The 23,794-nt window shown below is 60.3% G+C and carries 21 protein-coding genes; 16 read left to right on the forward strand and 5 right to left on the reverse strand.

From position 1 onward, the window contains the following. The first annotated feature begins 83 nt into the window (after positions 1–83). From ABIE16_RS01800 to ABIE16_RS01840, 9 genes are all read left to right on the forward strand, one after another. Positions 84–815 carry a response regulator gene (locus ABIE16_RS01800; RefSeq protein ID WP_008050538.1) on the forward strand — a complete coding sequence of 244 codons (732 nt, stop codon included), beginning with the start codon at positions 84–86 and terminating at the stop codon, positions 813–815. Between the two features lie 31 nt (positions 816–846). After that, entirely contained in the window at positions 847–2,274 is a 1,428-nt protein-coding gene (locus ABIE16_RS01805) for an ATP-binding protein (RefSeq protein ID WP_198530255.1), read from the forward strand. 267 nt (positions 2,275–2,541) lie between these two features. After that, complete coding sequence (locus ABIE16_RS01810; RefSeq protein WP_429520453.1) at positions 2,542–3,801, forward strand: AGE family epimerase/isomerase; 1,260 nt, start codon at positions 2,542–2,544, stop codon at positions 3,799–3,801. 117 nt (positions 3,802–3,918) lie between these two features. Further along, the gene (locus ABIE16_RS01815; protein ID WP_150813281.1) at positions 3,919–5,217 is read left to right on the forward strand and encodes an ABC transporter substrate-binding protein; all 1,299 of its coding nucleotides are present in this window, start codon (positions 3,919–3,921) and stop codon (positions 5,215–5,217) included. Between the two features lie 200 nt (positions 5,218–5,417). Next, positions 5,418–6,326: a carbohydrate ABC transporter permease gene (locus ABIE16_RS01820; RefSeq protein ID WP_007974433.1), complete on the forward strand. Its 909-nt coding sequence runs from the start codon at positions 5,418–5,420 to the stop codon at positions 6,324–6,326. Next, complete coding sequence (locus ABIE16_RS01825; RefSeq protein ID WP_007974434.1) at positions 6,319–7,164, forward strand: carbohydrate ABC transporter permease; 846 nt, start codon at positions 6,319–6,321, stop codon at positions 7,162–7,164. Before ABIE16_RS01820 ends, ABIE16_RS01825 begins: the two co-directional genes overlap by 8 nt. 3 nt (positions 7,165–7,167) lie before the next feature. Further along, entirely contained in the window at positions 7,168–8,328 is a 1,161-nt protein-coding gene (locus ABIE16_RS01830; protein WP_057713551.1) for an ABC transporter ATP-binding protein, read from the forward strand. Positions 8,329–8,534: 206 nt separating this feature from the next. Then, a complete protein-coding gene (locus ABIE16_RS01835) occupies positions 8,535–9,881 on the forward strand; it encodes a carbohydrate porin (protein ID WP_429520454.1) in 1,347 nt (448 codons plus the stop codon). Positions 9,882–10,103: 222 nt separating this feature from the next. Then, positions 10,104–10,958, forward strand: coding sequence for a D-hexose-6-phosphate mutarotase (locus ABIE16_RS01840; RefSeq protein WP_090457406.1), 855 nt, complete (start codon positions 10,104–10,106; stop codon positions 10,956–10,958). A gap of 153 nt (positions 10,959–11,111) precedes the next feature. Here the strand turns inward: ABIE16_RS01840 and ABIE16_RS01845 are convergent, their stop codons facing one another. Further along, complete coding sequence (locus ABIE16_RS01845) at positions 11,112–11,972, reverse strand: MurR/RpiR family transcriptional regulator (RefSeq protein WP_170948639.1); 861 nt, start codon at positions 11,970–11,972, stop codon at positions 11,112–11,114. A gap of 226 nt (positions 11,973–12,198) precedes the next feature. On the opposite strand from ABIE16_RS01845, the gene zwf reads away from it, so the two are divergent. From zwf to ABIE16_RS01865, 4 genes are all read left to right on the forward strand, one after another. Then, a complete protein-coding gene (gene zwf / locus ABIE16_RS01850) occupies positions 12,199–13,668 on the forward strand; it encodes a glucose-6-phosphate dehydrogenase (protein WP_057713554.1) in 1,470 nt (489 codons plus the stop codon). Further along, on the forward strand, positions 13,655–14,368 hold the full coding sequence (pgl, locus tag ABIE16_RS01855; RefSeq protein ID WP_090457404.1) for a 6-phosphogluconolactonase: 714 nt from the start codon (positions 13,655–13,657) through the stop codon (positions 14,366–14,368). The genes zwf and pgl overlap by 14 nt, the downstream gene beginning before the upstream one ends. A gap of 17 nt (positions 14,369–14,385) precedes the next feature. Then, entirely contained in the window at positions 14,386–15,051 is a 666-nt protein-coding gene (locus tag ABIE16_RS01860; protein WP_008050561.1) for a bifunctional 4-hydroxy-2-oxoglutarate aldolase/2-dehydro-3-deoxy-phosphogluconate aldolase, read from the forward strand. A gap of 275 nt (positions 15,052–15,326) precedes the next feature. Further along, entirely contained in the window at positions 15,327–16,052 is a 726-nt protein-coding gene (locus ABIE16_RS01865) for an intradiol ring-cleavage dioxygenase (RefSeq protein WP_057713556.1), read from the forward strand. A gap of 2 nt (positions 16,053–16,054) precedes the next feature. On the opposite strand, the gene ABIE16_RS01870 is transcribed toward ABIE16_RS01865, so the two are convergent. Continuing rightward, positions 16,055–17,236, reverse strand: a complete 1,182-nt coding sequence (locus ABIE16_RS01870) for an aminotransferase class V-fold PLP-dependent enzyme (RefSeq protein ID WP_429520455.1) — start codon at positions 17,234–17,236, stop codon at positions 16,055–16,057. A 19-nt stretch (positions 17,237–17,255) separates the two neighbouring features. Next, entirely contained in the window at positions 17,256–17,492 is a 237-nt protein-coding gene (locus tag ABIE16_RS01875; RefSeq protein WP_003227425.1) for a DUF3820 family protein, read from the reverse strand. A 203-nt stretch (positions 17,493–17,695) separates the two neighbouring features. Between ABIE16_RS01875 and ABIE16_RS01880 the strand changes: the two genes are divergently transcribed. Continuing rightward, positions 17,696–18,163 (forward strand): ferritin-like domain-containing protein, encoded by a 468-nt coding sequence (locus ABIE16_RS01880; RefSeq protein WP_429520456.1) that lies wholly within the window; start codon positions 17,696–17,698, stop codon positions 18,161–18,163. 123 nt (positions 18,164–18,286) lie between these two features. On the opposite strand, the gene ABIE16_RS01885 is transcribed toward ABIE16_RS01880, so the two are convergent. Then, positions 18,287–18,757: a MaoC family dehydratase gene (locus ABIE16_RS01885; protein ID WP_007995982.1), complete on the reverse strand. Its 471-nt coding sequence runs from the start codon at positions 18,755–18,757 to the stop codon at positions 18,287–18,289. 44 nt (positions 18,758–18,801) lie between these two features. After that, positions 18,802–19,746, reverse strand: a complete 945-nt coding sequence (locus ABIE16_RS01890) for an alpha/beta hydrolase (RefSeq protein ID WP_090457399.1) — start codon at positions 19,744–19,746, stop codon at positions 18,802–18,804. Positions 19,747–19,991: 245 nt separating this feature from the next. Between ABIE16_RS01890 and fadD2 the strand changes: the two genes are divergently transcribed. Next, on the forward strand, positions 19,992–21,680 hold the full coding sequence (gene fadD2, locus ABIE16_RS01895) for a long-chain-fatty-acid--CoA ligase FadD2 (RefSeq protein WP_429520457.1): 1,689 nt from the start codon (positions 19,992–19,994) through the stop codon (positions 21,678–21,680). Between the two features lie 375 nt (positions 21,681–22,055). Beyond that, a complete protein-coding gene (fadD1, locus tag ABIE16_RS01900) occupies positions 22,056–23,756 on the forward strand; it encodes a long-chain-fatty-acid--CoA ligase FadD1 (RefSeq protein WP_090457395.1) in 1,701 nt (566 codons plus the stop codon). The last annotated feature ends 38 nt before the right edge of the window (positions 23,757–23,794 follow it).

Genomic DNA, 23,794 nt, shown 5'->3' on the forward strand with positions numbered 1-23,794 from the left:
GCTCCCACAGTTGTTTCTGTGGTGTTTGCAGTTTCGGTGCTTAAGGCATAATCCGCCCAATTCAAACAACAAGGACGCCGCCCGTGAGCTCAGTCAACAAGTCGATTTTGTTGGTCGATGACGATCAAGAGATACGCGAGTTGCTGGATACCTACCTGACCCGCGCCGGTTTCCAGGTACGTACCACGCCCGACGGTGCCGGCTTTCGCCAGGCGCTGAACGAGGCGCCGAGTGATCTGGTGATCCTTGATGTGATGTTGCCCGACGAAGACGGCTTCAGCCTGTGCCGCTGGATTCGCCAGCATCCGCGCCAGGCGCAGGTGCCGATCATCATGCTCACCGCCAGTTCCGACGAAGCCGATCGCGTCATCGGCCTGGAACTGGGCGCCGACGATTACCTGGGCAAGCCCTTCAGCCCACGGGAGTTGCAGGCACGGATCAAGGCGTTGCTGCGCCGCGCGCAGTTCGGTCAGGAGCGCAGTGGCGGCGAGGTGCTGGCCTTCGATGACTGGCGGCTGGACATGGTCAGCCATCGGCTGTTTCACATCGACGGCGAAGAGGTGATTCTTTCGGGCGCCGATTTCGCGCTGCTGAAACTGTTCCTCGATCATCCACAGGAAATCCTTGACCGCGACACCATCGGCAACGCCACCCGCGGCCGCGAACTGATGCCCCTGGATCGCATCGTCGACATGGCGGTCAGCCGTTTGCGCCAGCGCCTGCGCGACACGGAAAAACCGCCACGGCTGATCCGCACCGTGCGTGGCAGCGGCTACCAACTGGCGGCCAACGTGGTTGCCAGCAATGGTCACTGAGGCTTTGCGCAAGCTCGCCGCCAAGGTGCCGATGCCGCGTTCGCTGCTCGGGCGGATGTTGCTGCTGACCCTGCTGGCGGTGTTGTTCGCCCAGGCATTGTCGAGTGTGATCTGGGTGTCGCAACTGCGCGCCACGCAGCTCGAGGGCCTGGTCACCAGTGCCCGCAGCCTGGCCCATTCAATGACCGCCAGCGTCAGTTATTTCCGTTCGTTGCCGGTGGCGTTTCGGCCCCTGGTGCTCGATCAATTGCGCAGCATGGGCGGCACCCGGTTCGTGGTGACGCTCAACGACAAACCCCTGGGCATGGAAGTGCTGCCCATCACCCCGCGTAAAGAGGCGGTGCTCAAGGCGGTTGACGAAGTGCTGCGCCAGTCCCTCGGCCAGGACACGGACATCTCGGTGACTTTCGTCAGCCCGGAAGACCTGCGCATCTTCAATGGCGGCCTGAAGCTCGATGAATTGCCACGTTCCTGGGCGCATTACGCGCTGACCCTGGAACCGGTGAACCCGCCAGTGCTGGTCACGCAGATCCAGATGGCACCGGGGGAATGGCTGTACATCGCTTCGCTGTTGCCCGAGCCCTACACCAGTCTTGAAGAGCAGGGCCTGCCGGCGCAGCAGGTGTGGTTCATCGTCCTGACCAGTAGCTTTTTGCTGTTGTTCATCGGCCTGCTGGTGCACTGGCAGAGTCGTCCGCTCAAGCGCCTGGCGCGGGCGGCGCGGGACCTGTCGTTGGGGGCCGACGTGGAACCGGTGGCCGAGGGCGGTGGCAGCGAAGTGGTCGAGGTCGGGCGCGCCTTCAACACCATGCGCGAGCGCATCAGCCGTTACCTGACCGAACGCAGCCAGTTGTTCAGCGCCATTTCCCACGACCTGCGCACGCCGATCACCCGCTTGCGCCTGCGGGTTGAATTGCTCGAAGACGAAACACTGCAAGCCAAGTTCGGGCGCGATCTGGACGAGCTGGAGTTGCTGGTCAAGGGCGCGTTGCAATGCGTGAAAGACACTGACATCCACGAGAACATCGAGCCGGTGGATCTCAACCATGTGCTCGATTGTCTGGTGGAGCCTTATCTCGCGCCGAACGGCAACGGCCGCGTGACCCAGCAGGGGCGGGCGCTGGCGGCGTACCCGGGCAAACCGCTGGCGCTCAAGCGCTGCATCGGCAACCTGATCGACAATGCGCTGAAGTACGGGCAGAACGCGCACCTGCACATCGATGACGACGAAAGCGCGTTCATCCTGCATGTCGATGACGAGGGGCCGGGCGTGCCGGAGCAGCGCCTGGAGCAGGTGTTCGAACCGCACTTCCGCCTGGCCGGGCAGCAGCAGGGTTACGGCTTGGGGCTGGGGATTGCCCGCAACATTGCCCATAGCCATGGTGGTGAGGTCAGCTTGCAGAATTTGCGTGAAGGCGGGTTGCGGGTAACGTTGCAGTTGCCCCGCTCAGTGGATTGACACCACCCTGTGGCGAGGGGGCTTGCCCCCGTTGGACCGCGAAGCGGTCCCAAAACCATCACCCACAGACTGCCTGTAAAAATCAGGTCGCTGATTTTACGACTGCTGCGCAGCCGGACGGGGGCAAGCCCCCTCGCCACAAGTATTTCACTCAATGTCTGTGTCCATTGTCACAGGCTGGTGACATAACCCACCCCCTTCGTTACAAGCCGACCTTCGTCCGTTGTTTATGCTGCCCCACAGTCATAACAACAAAAAAGGTACGCCATGGACACCTTCCAACCGGTCTTCAGCAGTTGGCTGAACGCACCTGCCCATCAGCAATGGCTCGCCACCGAAGGCTTGCGCCTGCTGACCTTCGCCAAGGCTTCGAAACTGCCTGAAGGCTTCGGCAACCTCGATGAAAAAGGCCGCCTCCCGCCTGATGCGCAAGCCCAGACCATGAACACCGCGCGCATGACCCACAGCTTCGCCATGGCCCACATTCAGGGTTTACCGGGCTTTGCCGAACTGGTGGATCACGGGATTGGCGCCCTGCGCGGGCCGTTGCGCGACGCGCTGCACGGCGGCTGGTTCGCGACTGCCGAACATCGCGACGGCAATACCGGCAAGAACGCCTATCTGCATGCCTTCGTCGCGCTGGCCGCCAGTTCAGCGGTAGTCGCGCAGCGCCCCGGTGCGCAAGCGTTGCTCGATGATGCCATCGATATCATCGACACTTATTTCTGGAGCGAAGAAGAAGGCGCGATGCGCGAGTCTTTCAATCGCGACTGGAGCGAAGAGGAGGCGTACCGAGGCGCCAACAGCAACATGCACGCCACCGAAGCCTTCCTCGCCCTGGCCGATGTCACCGATGACAACCGTTGGCTCAGCCGTGCCCATCGGATTGTCGAGCGCGTAATTCATGGCCACGCCGCCGCCAACGATTACCTGGTGATCGAGCATTTCGACCGCGCCTGGCAACCACTGCGGGACTACAACCGCGACAATCCGGCCGACGGCTTCCGCCCCTACGGCACCACCCCGGGCCATGGTTTCGAGTGGGCGCGGCTGTTGCTGCATCTCGAAGCTTCGCGGGTGAAGGCCGGGATGCTCACGCCGGGCTGGCTGGTCACCGACGCGCAAAAACTGTTCGAGCACAATTGCCTCCATGGCTGGGATGTCGATGGCGCGCCGGGCATTGTCTACACCCTGGACTGGGACAACAAAGCGGTGGTCCGCCATCGCCTGCACTGGACCCATTGTGAAGCCAGTGCAGCCGCCAGTGCGCTGCTCAAACGCACCGGTGAAGAGCAATACGAACACTGGTACCGACTTTTCTGGGAGTTCTGTGACAGTCATTTCATCGACCGCGAAGACGGCAGCTGGCATCACGAACTCGACCCGCAAAACCGCCCGAGTGCCGATATCTGGCCCGGCAAGCCTGATCTTTACCACGCCTGGCAAGCCGTGCTGATTCCGCGCCTGGCGCTGGCGCCGAGCATGGCCACGGCGCTGGCGCAGCCGTCCCAGAGCGGTTCTATGTAACCATGCGGTGACATTCGCGCATCCCTTCGTTACCTGCGAGGGGATATCTCCTGTTTAGAATCTTATGCAGCGCAAGCAACAGACTTGCATGCATAACAACAAGAAAGGTGCTCCTAGATGAATGCGATTTCTCGCCTCGCTACTGTCATTTCTCTCGCTTCCCTGTCTGCGCTCCCCCTCAGTGTCCTGGCCGCCGAATCCAAAGGTTCCGTTGAAGTCGTTCACTGGTGGACTTCCGGTGGTGAAAAAGCAGCGGTCGATGTCCTGAAGGCTCAAGTCGAAAAAGACGGCTTCACCTGGAAGGACGGCGCAGTCGCCGGTGGTGGCGGTTCCACGGCCATGACCGTACTCAAGAGTCGCGCCGTAGCCGGCAACCCGCCGGGCGTTGCCCAGATCAAAGGCCCGGACATCCAGGAGTGGGGCAGCACTGGCCTGCTCAGCACCGACGCGTTGAAAGACGTTTCCAAGGCGGAAAACTGGGATGGCCTGCTGTCGAAGAAAGTCTCCGACACCGTGAAGTACGAAGGTGACTACGTCGCCGTGCCGGTGAACATCCACCGCGTCAACTGGCTGTGGATCAACCCTGAAGTGTTCAAGAAAGCCGGGATCGAAAAAGCCCCGACGACCCTCGAAGAATTCTATGCCGCCGGCGACAAGCTCAAGGCCGCCGGCTTCATCGCGCTCGCCCACGGCGGTCAGCCTTGGCAGGACAGCACCGTGTTCGAAGACGTGGTGCTCTCGGTCATGGGCGCTGACGGTTACAAGAAAGCCCTGGTCGACCTGGACCAGAAAACCCTGTCCGGCCCGGAGATGACCAAGTCGTTCGCCGAGCTGAAAAAAATCACCGGCTACATGGACCCAAACCGCGCCGGTCGTGACTGGAACATCGCCGCCGCCGACGTCATCAATGGCAAGGCCGGCATGCAGATGATGGGCGACTGGGCGAAAAGCGAGTGGACCGCCGCGAAGAAAATCGCCGGCAAGGACTACCAGTGCGTAGCGTTCCCGGGCACCGAAAAAGCCTTCACCTACAACATCGATTCGATGGCGGTGTTCAAGCTCAAGGCCGATCGCAAGGGCGACATCGCTGCCCAGCAAGACCTGGCCAAGGTCGCGTTGGGTACCGACTTCCAGAAAGTCTTCAGCATGAACAAGGGTTCGATCCCGGTGCGTAACGACATGCTGAACGAAATGGACAAGCTCGGCTTCGACGAGTGTGCCCAGAAGTCGGCGAAGGACTTCATCGCGGACGACAAGACCGGCGGCCTGCAACCGAGCATGGCGCACAACATGGCCACCTCCCTGGCCGTGCAGGGCGCGATCTTCGACGTGGTCACCAACTTCATGAACGACAAGGACGCTGACCCGGCCAAGGCCAGCGCCCAACTGGCTTCTGCTGTCAAAGCTGCCCAGTAACTCGTAATCGCCGCAGGTGATCCTGCGGCAAACCCCAGAGAGAGCTCCATCCCATTGTGGGAGCGAGCTTGCTCGCGATGGACTACCAGGCACTGCGCCAATCCAGACAGGCCCCGGTGTTCTTGATTCCATCGCGAGCAGGCTCGCTCCTACAGGGGGGAACTCTGTCCGGATTTCACTTCTCCACCTGGATTATCCCGATGAGCTCTGTGGCGGTTTTCAGCAAAGCCTCACCGTTCGATGCGCTGCAACGCTGGTTACCCAAGTTGGTACTCGCGCCGAGCATGCTGATCGTGTTGGTTGGCTTCTACGGTTACATCATCTGGACATTCATACTGTCCTTCACCAACTCCAGCTTCATGCCGAGCTACAAGTGGGTCGGCCTGCAGCAATACATGCGTCTGATGGACAACGACCGCTGGTGGGTCGCGAGCAAGAACCTCGCGGTGTTCGGCGGCATGTTCATCGGCATCAGCCTGGTGCTGGGCGTGTTCCTCGCAGTGCTGCTGGACCAGCGCATTCGCAAGGAAGGCTTCATCCGCACCGTCTACCTGTACCCGATGGCGCTGTCGATGATCGTCACCGGTACCGCGTGGAAATGGCTGCTCAACCCAGGCCTGGGCCTGGACAAGATGCTGCGCGACTGGGGCTGGGAAGGCTTCCGTCTCGACTGGCTGGTGGATCAGGATCGCGTGGTGTACTGCCTGGTGATCGCCGCCGTGTGGCAAGCCTCCGGGTTTGTCATGGCGATGTTCCTCGCCGGCCTGCGCGGTGTCGATCAATCGATCATCCGTGCTGCGCAAGTCGATGGCGCGAGCTTGCCGACCATCTACCTGAAGATCGTCCTGCCGAGCCTGCGCCCGGTGTTCTTCAGTGCCTTCATGATCCTGGCGCACATCGCGATCAAGAGCTTCGACCTGGTCGCGGCGATGACCGCGGGCGGTCCGGGCTACTCCTCCGACCTGCCGGCGATGTTCATGTATTCCTTCACCTTCAGCCGTGGCCAGATGGGCATCGGTTCGGCCAGCGCCATGCTGATGCTCGGCGCCGTGCTGACCATCCTCGTGCCGTACCTGTACTCCGAGCTGCGAGGCAAACGCCATGACTAATCAACTCGGAAAATCGGGTATCAGTTTCAGCCGCATCGCGATCTACGCAACTCTGTTGCTGGCGGCAGCGGTGTACTTGATCCCGTTGGTGGTAATGCTGCTGACCAGCTTCAAATCCCCGGAAGACATCCGTACCGGCAACCTGCTGAGTTGGCCGACCGTGATCGACGGCATTGGCTGGATCAAGGCCTGGGACGTGGTCGGCGGCTACTTCTGGAACTCGGTGAAGATCACCGTGCCGGCGGTGCTGATCTCCACGTTCATCGGGGCCATGAACGGCTACGTGCTGTCGATGTGGCGCTTCCGTGGTTCGCAACTGTTCTTCGGCCTGTTGCTGTTCGGCTGCTTCCTGCCGTTCCAGACCGTGCTGCTGCCAGCCTCGTTCACCCTCGGCAAGTTCGGCCTGGCCAACACCACCACCGGCCTGGTGCTGGTGCACGTGGTCTACGGCCTGGCGTTCACCACGCTGTTCTTCCGCAACTACTACGTGAGCATTCCGGATGCGCTGGTCAAGGCCGCACGGCTCGATGGCGCGGGCTTCTTCACGATCTTCCTGAAGATCCTGCTGCCGATGTCGATCCCGATCGTGATGGTCTGCCTGATCTGGCAGTTCACCCAGATCTGGAATGACTTCCTGTTCGGCGTGGTGTTCGCCAGTGGCGACGCCCAGCCAATTACCGTGGCCCTGAACAACCTGGTCAACACCAGCACCGGGGCCAAGGAATACAACGTTGATATGGCCGCCGCGATGATCGCCGGGCTGCCGACACTGCTGGTCTACATATTCGCTGGCAAGTATTTCCTGCGCGGGCTGACGTCCGGCGCGGTCAAGGGGTAGAACATGGCAACTCTCGAATTACGCAACGTCAACAAGACCTACGGCCCCGGTTTGCCGGACACCCTGAAGAACATCGAACTGAAGATCGATGACGGTGAGTTCCTGATCCTGGTCGGCCCGTCGGGCTGCGGCAAGTCGACCTTGATGAACTGCATCGCGGGCCTTGAAACCATCAGCGGTGGCGCGATCCTGGTGGACGACGCCGACATCAGCGGCATGAGCCCCAAGGATCGCGACATCGCCATGGTGTTCCAGTCCTACGCGCTGTACCCGACCATGAGCGTGCGCGACAACATCGCCTTCGGCCTGAAGATCCGCAAAATGCCGACCGCCGAAATCGACGAAGAGGTCGCTCGGGTTTCCAAGCTGTTGCAGATCGAACACCTGCTCAGCCGCAAGCCCGGCCAGCTCTCCGGCGGCCAGCAACAGCGCGTGGCGATGGGCCGTGCCCTGGCGCGGCGGCCGAAGATTTATCTGTTCGACGAACCGCTGTCCAACCTCGACGCCAAGCTGCGGGTCGAGATGCGCACCGAAATGAAACTGATGCACCAGCGCCTGAAAACCACCACGGTCTACGTGACCCACGACCAGATCGAAGCCATGACCCTGGGCGACAAAGTGGCGGTGATGAAGGACGGGATCATCCAGCAGTTCGGTACGCCGAAGGACATCTACAACAACCCGGCCAACCTGTTCGTGGCGAGCTTCATCGGTTCGCCGCCGATGAACTTCATCCCGCTGCGCTTGCAACGCAAGGACGGTCGTCTGCTGGCGCTGCTCGACAGCGGTCAGGCCCGTTGCGAATTGCCGCTGGGCATGCAGGACGCCGGTCTTGAAGACCGCGAAGTGATCCTCGGCATCCGCCCTGAGCAGATCATCCTGGCCAACGGCGAAGCAAACGGGTTGCCGACCATTCGTGCCGAAGTCCAGGTCACCGAACCGACCGGGCCCGACACCCTGGTCTTCGTCAATCTCAACGACACCAAGGTCTGCTGCCGCCTGGCGCCGGACGTGGCGCCGGCGGTGGGCGAGACCCTGACCCTGCAATTCGATCCGGCGAAAGTGCTGTTGTTCGATGCCAAGACCGGGGAGCGTTTGGGGGTTGCCGGCGTGCCGAAAGCCGAGGCGCATGCTGACAACGTGGCGCAATTCAAAGGTCGCTGAAGAACAAGACTGTAGGAGCGAGCCTGCTCGCGATGGACGTCAACGATGACACTGGAAACCTGACACCCCGCGGTGTTCTCAAGTTTCTCGCGAGCAAGCTCGCTCCTACAGAGGGGGATTGGCAATGCGCGGCCTGTCGCGCGTTGCACCGGATGTAACCGCGTTAAAAAAAGAAAAGTTAATAACAATAAAACGAGGAAGTAGGGATGAAGATGAAGAACAAGGCCCGGTTGATCTGCCAGGTTTCAGCAGCGGCAGCACTGGTTCTGGCCGGCAATGCGATGGCCGATGAAGCGTTCAGCTCCGACTCCAGGTGGATGACGGGCGATTGGGGTGGCGAGCGTACCAAGCTGATCGAGCAAGGCATCGACATCAAGATGGACTACGTCGGTGAAGTCGGCGCTAACCTCCATGGCGGCTTCAACGATGACAAGACCGCGCGCTACGCCGACCAGTTTGGCCTGGGCGCGGCGCTGGACCTGGAGAAGCTGTTCGGCTGGGATAACACCCAGGCCAAGATCCAGCTCACCAACCGTAACGGTGAGAACATCTCCAACGACCGTATCGGCGATCCGCGTGCCGGCACCTTGAGTTCCTCCCAGGAAGTCTATGGTCGCGGCCACATGGTCCGTCTGACCCAGTTGTGGATTCAGCACCAGTTCTTCGACAACAAGCTGGACGTCAAGGCCGGTTACTTCGGTGAAGGTGAAGACTTCAACACCTTCCCGTGTGAGTTCCAGAACCTGGCGTTCTGCGGATCCCAGGTGGGTAACTGGGCCACCAACATCTGGTACAACTGGCCGGTCAGCCAGGCGGCGATCCGTGTGAAGTACAACATCAATGACGAGCTCTACGCCCAGATTGGCGCGTACAACCAGAACACGTCGCAACTGGAGCACGGTAACGGCTTCAAGCTCAGCGGCAGTGGCACCAATGGCACCGTCCTGCCGGTCGAGCTGGTCTGGTCGCCGAAGGTCAACAACCTGCCGGGTGAATACCGTGTCGGTTACTACAAAAGTACTTCTGATGCCGACGACGTTCTCAAGGACGACAACGGCCAGAACGCAGCGACCACCGGCAACTCTTATCGCGTCCACGATAGCAAGCATGGCTACTGGTTCGTCGCGCAGCAGCAACTGACCAGCCACAATGGCGATGCTTCCCGTGGTCTGAACATCGCGGCCAACGCAACGTTCCACGACAAAGACACCAACTTCATCGACAACTACCAGTCGCTGATGTTCGTGTACAAGGGCCCGTTCGACGCGCGTCCGAAGGATGACGTGGGCATCGGTTTCGCCCGTATCCATGTCAACGATGACGTGAAGAAAAACGCTGAGCTGACCAACGCGGCCAACGGTGTTTCGGAATACGACAATCCGCTGTTCTCGCCCATTCGTGAAACCGAATACAACTACGAGATCAACTACGGCTTCCACGTGACCAACTGGCTGACCGTGCGTCCCAACCTGCAATACGTCACTCACCCGGGTGGTGTGGATGAAGTCGACAACGCGCTGGTGGCCGGCCTGAAAATTCAGTCGGTGTTCTAACGCGTCTGCGATAAGCTTCTCTCCATGTGCGCATATTTGCGGACAGCCATGGCTGTCCGCTTTTTTTTGTGTGGCGAGGGGGCTCGCCCCCGTTGGACTGCGCAGCAGTCCCTTTTTGGGGCCGCTTCGCGACCCAACGGGGGCAAGCCCCCTCGCCACAAAAAGCGCTCTACAGGATTGTGAGAATGTTGAGTACACCCATGTTTTTCAGGACCGTGGCACATGCTTGAGCATCCGCTACAACGCTTCTTCAAATCCTTGCGCGAACGTCCGGTGTTCGCGTGGGAGCGCTATCAGACGCGCGATGTGCTGGTGATCGATCATCCGCTGTGTCAGGCGGTGTTCAGTCGTCAGGGCGCGCAGTTGTTGCACTTCCAGCCCAAGGGCCAGAAACCCTGGCTGTGGTGTGCGGCAAAGTGGCCGCAGGTCGGCGCCATTCGCGGCGGCGTGCCGGTGTGTTGGCCGTGGTATGGCCGGCATCCGAGCGAAAACGCCTGGCCGTCCCATGGCTGGGCGCGGTTGCTCGACTGGAAGCTGCTCGACAGCAACAGTGACGACGATGGCGTGCGATTGCACTGGCAACTGAAGTTGTGCGACTGGCAGGTGGACCTGCACGCGCACCTGGGTGAGCGCATGGAACTGCGTCTGAGCACCGAGCATCAGGACGACATGCCGTGCCAGTTGAGCCAGGCTTTGCACGCTTACTGGCGTATTGGCGATGTAAGTGAGATAGCGCTGTCTGGGCTCGAAGGCGCGCAGGGTTACGATCAGTTGAGCCGACAGGTTTGTCAGCAGGAAGGCGAGTTACGCGTTGATGGCGGGTGTCAGCGGGTGTTCCAGCACGACGGCGAATTGCAGTTGAACGACCATGCCTGGCAGCGGGCGTTGTGCATTGATACCGGGGATACGGCAGACACAGTGGTGTGGCATCCCGGTTCACGCCCGTTGCTCGGCGTGACCTGGAACGAGATATCCGAATTCGTTTGTGTAGAGGCAGCAAGCGGCGGCACCGACAGCCTGTGCCTGAAACCTGGGGAGCGGGCGCATTTGAGTTTGCAGGCGCGGGTGGGGGCTTAGCTCTGGATTTGCGGTGCTGCGTCTGCCGCCATCGCGAGCAAGCTCGCTCCCACACTGGATCTTCGGTGAACACAGTTTTTGTGTTCAACACCAATCCCCTGTGGGAGCGAGCTTGCTCGCGATGAGGTCAGGACGATCAGCGCAAATGTTGGATCAGTTGAACTCATCTCCAACCGGATACCGGCTGGCATTCAAGCTTTCCTTGATCTTGCGCAAATGCGGCTGGAAGTCCACGCCACGGCGCAAGGTCATGCCGGTGGCGAGTACGTCCAGCACGGTCAGCTGGATGATCCGCGACGTCATCGGCATGTAGATGTCGGTGTCTTCCGGCAGCGGGATGTTCAGGCTCAGGGTGCTGGCCTTGGCCAGTGGCGAGTTCTCGGCGGTCAGGCCAAGCACCGAGGCGCCGTTTTCCCGGGCGATGCGCGCCACTTCCACCAGTTCGCGGGTGCGACCGGTGTAGGAAATGATCACGAACAGCTCGCCGGTATGGGCCACCGAGGCAATCATGCGCTGCATCAGCACATCCGCATGGGCCGTGACGGCGAGGTTGAAGCGGAAGAACTTGTGTTGCGCATCCAGTGCCACCGGGGCCGAGGCGCCGAGGCCGAAGAAGTGGATCTGCCGGGCCTGGATCAGCAGGTCGACGGCGCGGCTGATCAGGTTCGGGTCCAGTGCCTGGCAGGCGCTGTCCAGCGAGGCGATGGCGCTGCCGAAGATCTTCTGGGTGTAGGCCTCCGGATTGTCATCGGCCTCCACCGCACGGCTGACATAGGCGGCACCACTGGCCAGGCTCTGGGCCAGTTGCAGTTTGAGCTCGGGGTAGCCGCTGACGCCGAACGAACGGCAGAAACGGTTGACCGTCGGCTCGCTGACCGAGGCGGCCTGGGCGAGGGCGGCGATGCTGAAGCGGGTGGCCTGCTGCGGGTTGAGCAGGATCACCTCGGCGACTTTGCGTTCGGCCTTGTTCAGCTCTTCAAGGCGATTCTGGATTTGCTCCAGTAAATTTCGCACGCGGTCCATATAAGTATCCTTTACACCTGCGCCAACAAGCGCGCGGCTAATGCAAAAAGGGCCTTTGGTGAGGCCCGTAACGGTGGCCTATCCTACTGATGGCTCCGACCGACCACCACTCGGAATCTGTATTTTGCGAAAATGTTGTGGTTATTACTACATTTTCCCTTGAGTGATGCCTTGAAAAAAGGTATTTGTAGCTTAACTTGATAAAAGAACAAACATCATGCTCTCGATTACGGTTGAACCGTGCACCTTTGCCTTGTTCGGCGCCCTTGGCGACCTGGCCTTGCGCAAGCTGTTTCCTGCCCTCTATCAACTCGACGGCGCCGGCCTGCTGCACGAGGACACGCGTATTATCGCGCTGGCCCGTGAGCCGGGCAGCGAGCAGGAGCACCTGGCGTTCATCACCTCCGAGCTGCGCCGCTATGTCGGTGCCAAAGAGCTGGACGAAGCCGTGGTCGAGCGTTTTCTGGCGCGCCTGAACTACCTGCACGTTGACTTCCTCAACCCTGATGATTATGTGGCCCTGGCCGAATCCGCCGGCAGTTCGCAGCGGGTCATCGCCTATTTTGCGACTCCTGCCGCCGTGTATGGCGCGATTTGCGAGAACCTGGCCAAGGTCGGCCTGGCGCAAAACACCCGTGTGGTGCTGGAAAAACCCATCGGTTCGGATCTGGAGTCCTCGCGCAAGGTCAACGACGCCGTGGCGCAGTTCTTCCCGGAGAACCGCACCTACCGCATCGACCACTATCTGGGTAAAGAGACCGTCCAGAACCTGATCGCCCTGCGTTTCGCCAACAGCCTGTTCGAAACCCAGTGGAACCAGAATTACATTTCCCACGTGGAAATCACCGTGGCCGAGAAGGTCGGTATCGAAGGCCGCTGGGGTTACTTCGACAAGGCCGGCCAGCTGCGGGACATGATCCAGAACCACCTGCTGCAACTGCTCTGCCTGATCGCCATGGACCCGCCGGCCGACCTGTCCGCCGACAGCATCCGCGACGAGAAGGTCAAAGTGCTCAAGGCCCTGGCGCCGATCAGCCCGGAAGGCCTGACCACTCAAGTGGTGCGCGGCCAGTACATCGCCGGCTACAGCGAAGGCAAGGCAGTACCGGGGTACCTGGAAGAACCCAATTCCAACACCCAGAGCGACACCGAAACCTTTGTCGCCCTGCGTGCCGACATCCGCAACTGGCGCTGGGCCGGCGTGCCGTTCTACCTGCGTACCGGCAAGCGCATGCCGCAGAAGCTGTCGCAGATCGTCATCCACTTCAAGGAACCGTCGCACTACATCTTCGCTCCCGAGCAGCGCCTGCAAATCAGCAACAAGCTGATTATCCGCCTGCAACCGGACGAAGGCATTTCCTTGCGTGTCATGACCAAAGATCAAGGCCTGGACAAGGGCATGCAGCTGCGCAGCGGTCCGTTGCAGCTGAATTTTTCCGACACCTGGAGCAGCGCACGGATTCCCGATGCCTACGAGCGGTTGTTGCTGGAAGTGATGCGCGGCAATCAGAACCTGTTTGTCCGTAAAGATGAAATCGAAGCCGCGTGGAAGTGGTGTGACCAGTTGATCGCCGGGTGGAAAAAATCCGGTGATGCGCCCAAGCCGTACGCGGCCGGGTCCTGGGGGCCGATGAGCTCCATTGCTCTGATCACGCGGGACGGGAGGTCGTGGTATGGCGATATCTGATTTGAAACTGCCGCAGGGCGTCAGCGCCCATGCATACAAGAGCCCGGTGCTGTTGGCTGAAAGCCTGGCACTGAACGTGGCGAAACAACTGAGCGACGCGATCGACGCCCAGGGCACTGCGACCCTGGTGGTTTCCGGTGGCCGCAGCCCGGTGGCGTTTTTCCAGCACCTGGCCAAGCAGACGCTGGACTGGTCGAACGTGGTGATCAGCCTGGCCGACGAGCGCTGGGTGCCGGTCGAACACGCCGACAGCAACGCCGGCCTGATCAAGCGTTACCTGCTGCAAGGCCAGGCGGCCAAGGCGCAGTTCCTGAGCCTGTACAGCGCCAGTGCCAACCTGGAACAGGCGGCCGAGCAGGCCGACCGCTTGCTGTCGGAGTTGCCGGTGATCGACGTGCTGATCCTCGGCATGGGCGATGACGGCCACACCGCATCGCTGTTTCCCAACAGCCCGAACCTTGCCGAGGCATTACAGGTCGATGGCGTTCGTCGCTGCTGGCCGATGCTGGCGCCGACCGTGCCGCATCAGCGCCTGACCATGAGCCGCGCGCTGCTGGCTTCGGCCAAACATAAAATTCTGTCGATCTCCGGTCAGTCCAAGCTGACCACCCTGAGTTTCGCGCTGGCCGGTGACGATGTCGCCGAAATGCCGGTGCGCGCGTTTCTGCAACCCACGTTAGAGATTTACTGGTGCCCATGAGCCAAGGAACAGCCGCTATGACAAACCCATCCCCGACCGTTTCCATGGCGGACAAAGTTGCCCTGATCGACAGTATTTGCGCGAAAGCGCGGATTTTGCCGGTGATCACCATTGCCCGCGAGCAGGACGTTCTGCCGTTGGCCGACGCCCTCGCGGCCGGTGGCCTGACGGCCCTGGAAGTCACCCTGCGTTCGCAATTCGGCCTCAAGGCCATCCAGATTCTGCGTGAGCAGCGTCCGGAGCTGGTGACCGGTGCCGGCACCGTGCTGGATCGCCACATGCTGGCGGCGGCGGAAGCGGCCGGCTCGCAATTCATCGTCACGCCGGGTATCACCCGCGACCTGCTGGAAGCCAGCGTCGCCAGCCCGATTCCACTGTTGCCAGGCATCAGCAATGCCTCGGGCATCATGGAAGGCTACGGCTTGGGTTATCGCCGCTTCAAGCTATTCCCGGCCGAAGTCAGCGGCGGCGTCGCGGCCATCAAGGCTCTGGGCGGCCCGTTCGGCGAAGTGAAATTCTGCCCGACCGGCGGCGTGGGACCTGCCAATATCAAGAGCTACATGGCATTGAAAAACGTCATGTGCGTGGGCGGTAGCTGGATGCTTGATCCGGAGTGGATCAAGAACGGCGACTGGGCCCGCATTCAGGAATGCACCGCCGAGGCTTTGGCGCTGCTGGACTGATCGCTTCACCCTACACCTCGTTGTGTGTTCTACGGCTTTACGGTGCGCTTGGTCGGTGCACCGTTTTTTTTTGCCTGAAAAAAGTTGTCGTACCCCTGTGGGAGCGAGCTTGCTCGCGATAGCGGTGTGACAGATTGTATGGATGTTGACTGACACGACGCCAGCTCGAGCAAGCTCACTCCCACTGGGACAAGGACATCATGCGATACATAGTTACCGCATAACGAAAATCGACCGGTGCTAGCCTGCGTTCATCTTATGGAAGAGAGAACGTCATGGACGCTACCACCTCAGCTGCACCCCCGGCACCGGTCTACCTGCTGTCTCCCGAACAGATTGCCGGCCCGTATTTCCGCAACCCCAAACTGATCCGCAGAAACATCAGCGAAGGCGCCGAAGGCGTTCCGTTGGTGCTGCGGCTGACCATTGTCGATGCCATGACCGGCGAGCCGGTCCCCGATGCGCTGGTGGATATCTGGCACTGCAATGCCCGCGGTGCCTATTCGGGCTGGAGCAAGATCAACCCGGACGTCGAGGTCGATACCGGTGATATCGGCGCCGTCCCGCGCACCGATGACGATACCTATCTGCGCGGCGGGCAGTTCACCGACAAGTCGGGCATCGTGCGCTTCACCACGATCTATCCCGGTTTTTACGCCGGTCGCGCATTGCACATTCACGTCGCCGTGCGCATCACGGCCGGCAACAACTATCTGCAAGAACGGCATGTCGCCTGGGTCGGGCAGCTTTATCTGCCTGAGGTGGCCTCTCGTTCGGTGCTCGGTAGCCGGCCGTACAGCGGCCGAACCGTGCCGGCACTGACCAACGCTCAGGACTATTTTTATTCAACCATGGGCGGTGAAAAATCGACCTTGAGTGTGCACACCCTGGGGCGGGATTCGGCTGAAGACGGCTACTTCGGGCAGATGACCATCGGCATCGACACGTTCGCCGTGTCGACACAGATCAAGCCCGAGGACTTTGACAAGTACACCGTCTGAGGTCAGCCCAGCTCGGTCAGCGCCCTGACCAGCACATCCATGTCGGCCGCGGTAGTGGTAAGCCCCGGTGTAATGCGGATGCACGGACCGCATGCCGCGCCACTGCGGGTCACGGTGAACAGGTTGAATTCATTGAGCAGGCGCTCGACCATGGTTTGCTGGTCGGCATGCCGGGTAAAGCGCATCGAGGTGATGCCGCAATACAGGCGTGGGTCATCCGGGGTCAGGACTTCGACGCCCGGCAACTGCCGCGCCGCAGCGACCCAGCGGTTGCGCAGATAATTGAGCCGCGCGCCCTTGGCCGCGGCACCGCCCATCGCCCAATGTTCTTCGAGCACCAGCGGCAGGGTCATCAGCGCCGGGATGTTGGGGGTGCTGTACGAGGTACGGGCGCGAATGTCAGTGGGCGGAAAATGCATCTCGCCCATGTCCGGGTCGATGTCGGCCAGGCGTTCGGGTGCGATGTAGATAAAGCCGAGCGTCAGCGGTGCGCCGATCCACTTGTGCAGATTGAAGCCGGCGAAGGCGATACCGAGCTCGGTCAGGTCGAATTCAAACTGGCCGAGGGCATGGGCGCCGTCGAGGATGACGTCGATGCCCTGTTCCTTTGCAGCGGCTGCAATCGCCTGCACCGGCATCACCAGGCCCGTGCGATGGGTGACGTGGGTCAGGGCCATCAGCTTCAGCCGCGGATAGCGCGCGAAGGCTTCCCGATAGGTATTGAGCAAGCTGTCGAAGGTTGCCGGGTGTGCGTGTTCGATCTCGATCACTTCGACACCGCGATTACGCGCCAGCCAACGCATGGCGCCTTTGACCGTGTCGTATTCCAGATCGCAAACCAGTACCTGGTCGCCGGGCTGCAGCCGGTTGTAGTTGCGGATCAGCGACTGCAAACCTTCCGAGGCGTTACGGGTCAAGGCGATGCTGTCGGCGGGTACGCCAATCAACCTGGCCAGTTGCGCGCGGATCTTCAGGCTGTCGCCCTGTTCGAAACGCTGGCGCACGTACACCGAATTGCTGCGGTTGATCAGTTCGATGTTGCGCTGATATTCCTCGACCACCGTGCGCGACATGCGTGCGAAGTAACCGTTCTCCAGGTTGAGCGGGCCGGGTTCGACATCGTAGCGGTCGGCAAAGGTTCGCCAGAAAGCTTCATCACGGGCGCGGCGGGTGTTGTCGGGCATGGGGTACTCGGTAGGTGATTCAGTGGCGCGGGGCCGGCTTGCCGTGTTTGGCGCGCAGCGGTTCGAGCAAGTCCGACAAACCGTTGTGATCGATCTCCTGCATCAGGGCCAGCAGGCCGCCCAACTCGCCATGGGGGAAACCCTCCCGGGCGAACCAGTTCAGGTAAGGGCCGGGCAGGTCGGCAATGATTCGACCCTTGTATTTGCCGAAGGGCATTTCACGGGTGATCAGCAGTTCGAGCTTTTCAGGGTTCATCGATCAGTCGTCTTGATTCAGTCAGTCTGGAAAATACAGGCATTCTGCATGCAGGCCAAATGACAGATCATGCAAATAAAACGGACACAGATTTATTGATAATGGATAACTATTTGAAAAATAAAGAATAGCTGAACGATTCCGAACTGGCATGCAGAGTGCAGCGGTCATTACACCTTTCATCCGCCGCAAGGAATTGAAAAATGACCGACATCAATAAAGAAGCGATTTCTGTACTCAACGACCTGATTGAAACCAGCAAGGACGGTCAGGCCGGGTTCAAGACATGCGCTGAAGACATCAAGCACCCTGAACTCAAAACCCTGTTCATCAATTGTTCGACCGAATGTGGTACGGCCGCTGCGGAGTTGCAGTCTGCCGTGCGTTCACTGGGTGGCGATCCGGAAACTTCCACCAGTGTCAGCGGCGACTTGCACCGTCGCTGGGTCGACGTGAAGTCGATGTTCACCGGCAAGGGCGAGGAGGCCGTGCTCAATGAAGCCGAGCGCGGAGAAGACCATGCGTTGAAGGCTTACCGCGACGCCATGGAGAAAATCAACAAGCACAACCTGGTGGGCATTCGCGACCTGGTTGAGCGTCAGTACCACGGCGTGCAGCGTAACCACGATCAGGTCAAGGCCCTGCGTAACCAGGCGCGTGCACGTTCGTAACGACTGGTTGAAACAACTGTGGGAGCGAGCTTGCTCGCGATAGCGCCAGATCAGTCAACATCAATGTTGAATGTCAGGCCCTCATCGCGAGCAAGCTCGCTCCCACAGTTTTTGCCCCGTCAATTAGCCGATGCTGATTGCCGGCAGTGTGGTCAACGTCACACTCTGTTGCTTGCGTGGCGCGAGGATTTCCGCCTCGCCATCCACCACCAGTTCATCGCGCTGGTTGAACACGCGAGTGGCGATGCGCACGCGAAACTTCGGCAGTTTTTCCAGGATTTCCAGGCGCACGGTCAGGGTGTCGCCGATCTTCACCGGCTTCTGAAAGCTCATTTGCTGGCCGATGTAGATGGTTCCCGGGCCAGGCAACTCGCAGGCGACCGCCGCGCTGATCAACGCGCCGCTGAACATGCCGTGGGCGATGCGCTCCTTGAACATGGTGCTGGCGGCGTATTCGGCATCCAGGTGTACCGGGTTGTGGTCGCCGGACATCGCAGCGAACAGCTGGATGTCGCGCTCTTCGACCGTCTTGCTGAAACTGGCGGTCTGGCCGACTTCGAGGGCTTCGTAAGGGGTGTTGGTAACCTGGGTCATCTGTCTCAATTCCTGTGACGAATTAAAAAATTCACAAAAAAAATCTATTCGGACCGGTGCGGCCGAGGAGCGCTCAAGGCCTGTGCGATCCAGTTCAGCACATCGGCGATGATTTCATCGCGGTTGCTCTCGTTGAACAGTTCGTGCCGCGCCTGTGGGTAAACGGTCAGTTGCAGGTGCTGGCTGCCGGCCGCCCGCAGCGCGTCGGCCAGATCCTTGAGACGTTTGCCTTCGCTCACCGGATCACATTCGCCGCCAATCACCAGCAGCGGCAGGCCCGGGTCGATCTGCGCGAGATTGGACGCTTTGCTGATTTGCTGCAAGCCGCCGAGCAAGTCGATCCACAGTTGATTGGTGCAACGGAAACCGCAGAGCGGGTCGTTGACGTACAGATCGACTTGCGCCGGATCGCGGCTGAGCCAGTCGAACGGTGTGCGTGCCGGTTTGAATTTGTTGTTGAACGAGCCGAACGACAGCCATTCGATCAATGCGCTGCGTCCTGTGCGGCCCTGGCGCAGGCGTTCGAGACGGGCGATTTGCCGTGCCGCGCGATAAAGCGCCACAGGCTGGAAGTTCGAGCCGCTGAGGATTGCCCCGTGCAGGCTGGCACTGTGGTGCAGCAGATAGGCCTGGGCGATGTAACTGCCCATGCTGTGACCGAGCAGCACGATCGGGACGCCAGGGTGCTGCTGGCCGATGTGCTGGTTGAGGCTGGCCAGGTCGCTCACGACCTTGCACCAGCCATCGTCATCGGCGAAATGCCCGAGTGTCCCGTTTTCGGCAGTTTTGCCATGTCCACGCAGGTCCGGCGCGCACACGCCATAGCCCTGGTCACAGAGCTTTTGCGCAAGGGGGCCGTAACGACCGCTGTGTTCGGCCATGCCGTGGGCCAGCAGAATCATTGCCTTGAGGCTGCCGTCGGGAAGCCACTGGTTGACGAAGAGGCGGCTGTGGTCGCTCGTGGTCAGCCAGAAAGTGTCATGGATCATGGCGGTTCCTTTGCATGAGGCTGCCTGGTCGCAAACAGCTCGTTGCAGTTTATAGCGCATCCTTGGCCGGGCGTCTGATCAGCCTACGCCACGGCAAGAAGATTCATACGGTCAATGACGGCCGTGGGCATATTTGCCTGCTACGTCATAACTGCTAGTGTCCGTGAAGCTCCGCTTTTTGCATTTTTTTGAAAAATGACAGAAAAGTGGCCCCGGATAGATTCAGGTCAAAGAGGACAAGAACAATGCAACCTGATTTCTGGAATGACAAACGCCCGGCCGGTGTCCCCCTGCATATTGATCTGGGAGCCTACAAGTCAGTGATCGAGGTGTTCGAGCGTTCCTGCAAGAAGTTTGCTGACCGCCCGGCGTTCAGCAACATGGGCGTGACCCTGACCTACGCCGAACTGGAGCGCCAAAGCGCGGCCTTCGCCGGTTATCTGCAAGCCCACACCGACCTAGTGGCGGGGGACCGCATCGCGGTGCAGATGCCCAACGTCCTGCATTACCCGATTGCCGTGTTCGGGGCCTTGCGCGCCGGGTTGATCGTGGTCAACACCAATCCGCTGTATACCGCGCGGGAAATGCGTCATCAGTTCAAGGACTCCGGTGCCCGGGCGCTGGTGTACCTGAACATGTTCGGCCAGAAAGTCCAGGAAGTACTCCCCGACACCGATATCCAGTACCTGATCGAAGCGAAGATGGGCGACCTGATGCCCGCCGCCAAGGGGTGGCTGGTCAACACGGTGGTGAGCAAGGTCAAGAAGATGGTCCCGGACTATTCCTTGCCCCAGGCCGTTTCTTTCAAGAGCGCATTGCGCATGGGCCGTGGCCTGGGTATCAAGCCACTGAAGGTCGGCCTCGACGACATCGCCGTGCTGCAATACACCGGCGGTACCACGGGCCTGGCCAAGGGCGCGATGCTGACCCATGGCAACCTGGTGGCGAACATGCAACAGGCACGGGCCTGCCTGGGACAGTTCGGTAGCGACGGGCAACCGTTGTTGCGCGAAGGGCAGGAGGTGATGATCGCGCCGCTGCCGCTGTACCACATCTATGCCTTCACAGCGAACTGCATGTGCATGATGGTGACGGGCAACCACAACGTGCTGATCACCAATCCGCGGGACATCGCCGGCTTCATCAAGGAACTGAAGAACTGGCGGTTCTCGGCGTTGCTGGGGCTGAACACATTGTTCGTTGCGCTGATGGATCATCCGGACTTCAAGACCCTGGACTTTTCCAGCCTCAAGCTCACCAACTCCGGCGGCACTGCGCTGGTCAAGGCCACCGCCGAGCGTTGGGAACAACTGACCGGTTGCCGCATCACCGAAGGTTACGGCCTGACCGAAACTTCGCCGGTGGCCTGCACCAACCCCTATGGCGACCAGTCGCGGATCGGCACGGTCGGCCTGCCGGTGCCAGGCACCACGCTGAAAGTCATCAATGATGACGGTGTCGAACAACCTTTGGGCGAACGCGGCGAGCTGTGCATCAAGGGCCCGCAGATCATGAAGGGCTACTGGCAGAAACCTGATGCCACGGCCGAGGTGCTGGATGCCGAGGGCTGGTTCAAGTCCGGTGACATTGCGGTGATCGACCCGGATGGTTTCGTGCGTATCGTTGACCGCAAGAAGGACATGATCATTGTCTCGGGCTTCAACGTGTACCCGAACGAAATCGAAGACGTCGTGATGGCTCACCCTAACGTCGCCAACTGTGCGGTCATCGGTGTGCCCGACGAGCGGTCGGGGGAGGCGGTGAAGCTGTTCGTGGTGGCCCGTGAAGCAGGGGTCAGCCTTGAAGAGCTGAAGGCTTACTGCAAGGAGAACTTCACGGCGTACAAGGTACCCAAGCACATCGTGCTGCGGGAGTCCCTGCCGATGACGCCGGTGGGCAAGATCCTGCGGCGGGAGTTGCGTGATATCGCCTGATCGGTGAATGGCCGATCCCTGTAGGAGCGAGCTCGCGATGGACGTCAAGATAACGCGCCCTGTCTGAATGATCGCGTTGCCCGGACGTTTTTCGCGAGCAAGCTCGCTCCTGCAGGTTTAAGCGAAAGCCCCGGATTTCGGGGCTTTCAGAGGTGTATAGAATTTTTGCTCTAAAATGACCAATCGCTAGTCTTGAGTCACAAATGTGACCGTAGAGGCCGCTTTTGGCTCTAGTCGACCCTTGGCAAAGCTGCTACTCTCGGCGCGCTTTGTGACTTCTCGGCCTTCTATCAGCCAGATTCACCAATGACCAAACACCAATAATAATCGCATCAAATGCGGTGCTGAATTCGCGTTGCTGAGGAGTGGGCTTCCATGATCGAAGACTTTTGGAAGGATAAGTACCCAGCTGGGATTGCTGCCGACATCAATCCCGACGAGTATCCGAATATTCAGGCAGTGTTGAAGCAATCCTGCCAACGCTTCGCCAACAAGCCGGCATTCAGCAACCTGGGCAAGACACTCACCTACGGTGAACTGTACGAATTGTCCGGTGCGTTTGCCGCTTACCTGCAACAGCATACCGATTTGCAACCCGGCGATCGAATCGCCGTGCAACTGCCCAACGTGTTGCAGTACCCGGTAGCCGTCTTCGGTGCAATCCGCGCCGGGCTGATCGTGGTCAACACCAACCCGCTCTACACTGCGCGGGAAATGGAACACCAATTCAACGACTCCGGTGCCAAGGCCCTGGTCTGCCTGGCCAACATGGCGCACCTGGCGGAAACCGTGGTGCCGAAAACCGGCGTCAAGCACGTGATCGTCACCGAAGTCGCCGACCTGCTGCCGCCACTCAAGCGTCTGCTGATCAACAGCGTCATCAAGTACGTGAAGAAGATGGTGCCGGCCTATCACTTGCCCAAGGCCGTCAAGTTCAACGACGTGCTGAGCAAAGGCCTGGGCCAGCCAGTGGCGGAAGCCAACCCGGCCAGTGGTGACGTCGCGGTACTGCAATACACCGGTGGCACCACTGGCGTGGCCAAGGGCGCGATGCTGACCCACCGCAACCTGGTGGCGAACATGCTGCAGTGCAAGGCGCTGATGGGCTCCAACCTCAATGAAGGTTGCGAGATCCTGATCACGCCGCTGCCGCTGTACCACATCTATGCGTTCACCTTTCACTGCATGGCGATGATGTTGGCGGGCAACCACAACATCCTGATCAGCAACCCGCGCGATCTGCCGGCGATGGTCAAGGAACTGTCGAAGTGGAAGTTCAGCGGCTTCGTTGGCCTGAACACGTTGTTCGTGGCCCTGTGCAACAACGAAGGCTTCCGCAAGCTGGATTTCTCCGCGCTGAAAGTCACCTTGTCGGGGGGCATGGCCCTGCAACTGGCCGCGGCCGAACGCTGGAAAGCAGTGACCGGTTGCGCCATCTGCGAAGGCTACGGCATGACCGAAACCAGTCCGGTGGCGACGGTGAACCCGATCCAGCACATCCAGGTCGGCACCATTGGCATTCCGGTACCGTCGACCCTGTGCAAAATCATCAATGATGCCGGTGTCGAGCAGCCGCTGGGCGAAATCGGCGAGCTGTGCGTGAAGGGGCCGCAGGTCATGAAGGGCTACTGGCAGCGCCAGGAAGCCACGGATGAAATCCTCGACAGCGAAGGCTGGTTGAAGACCGGTGACATCGCACTGATCCAGCCCGATGGCTTCATGCGCATTGTCGATCGCAAGAAAGACATGATCCTGGTGTCCGGTTTCAACGTGTACCCGAACGAGCTCGAAGACGTGCTGGCCACTCTGCCGGGCGTGCTGCAATGCGCGGCCATCGGTGTGCCGGACGAAAAGTCGGGCGAGGCGATCAAGATTTTCATCGTTGCCAAGCCGGGCGTGACCCTGACCAAGGAACAGGTGATGGAGCACATGCGCGCCAACGTCACCGGCTACAAGGTCCCGCGCTCCGTGGAGTTTCGCGATGCACTGCCGACCACCAACGTTGGCAAGATCCTGCGTCGTGAATTGCGCGATGAAGAGCTGAAGAAGATCAACGCGAAGAAAGCCACCGCGTAATCAACAAAAAGCCCCGCAAATGCGGGGCTTTTTGTTTT

Origin of the sequence: Pseudomonas sp. 2725, assembly GCF_050434585.1 — a bacterium.
GTDB lineage: Bacteria > Pseudomonadota > Gammaproteobacteria > Pseudomonadales > Pseudomonadaceae > Aquipseudomonas > Aquipseudomonas jessenii.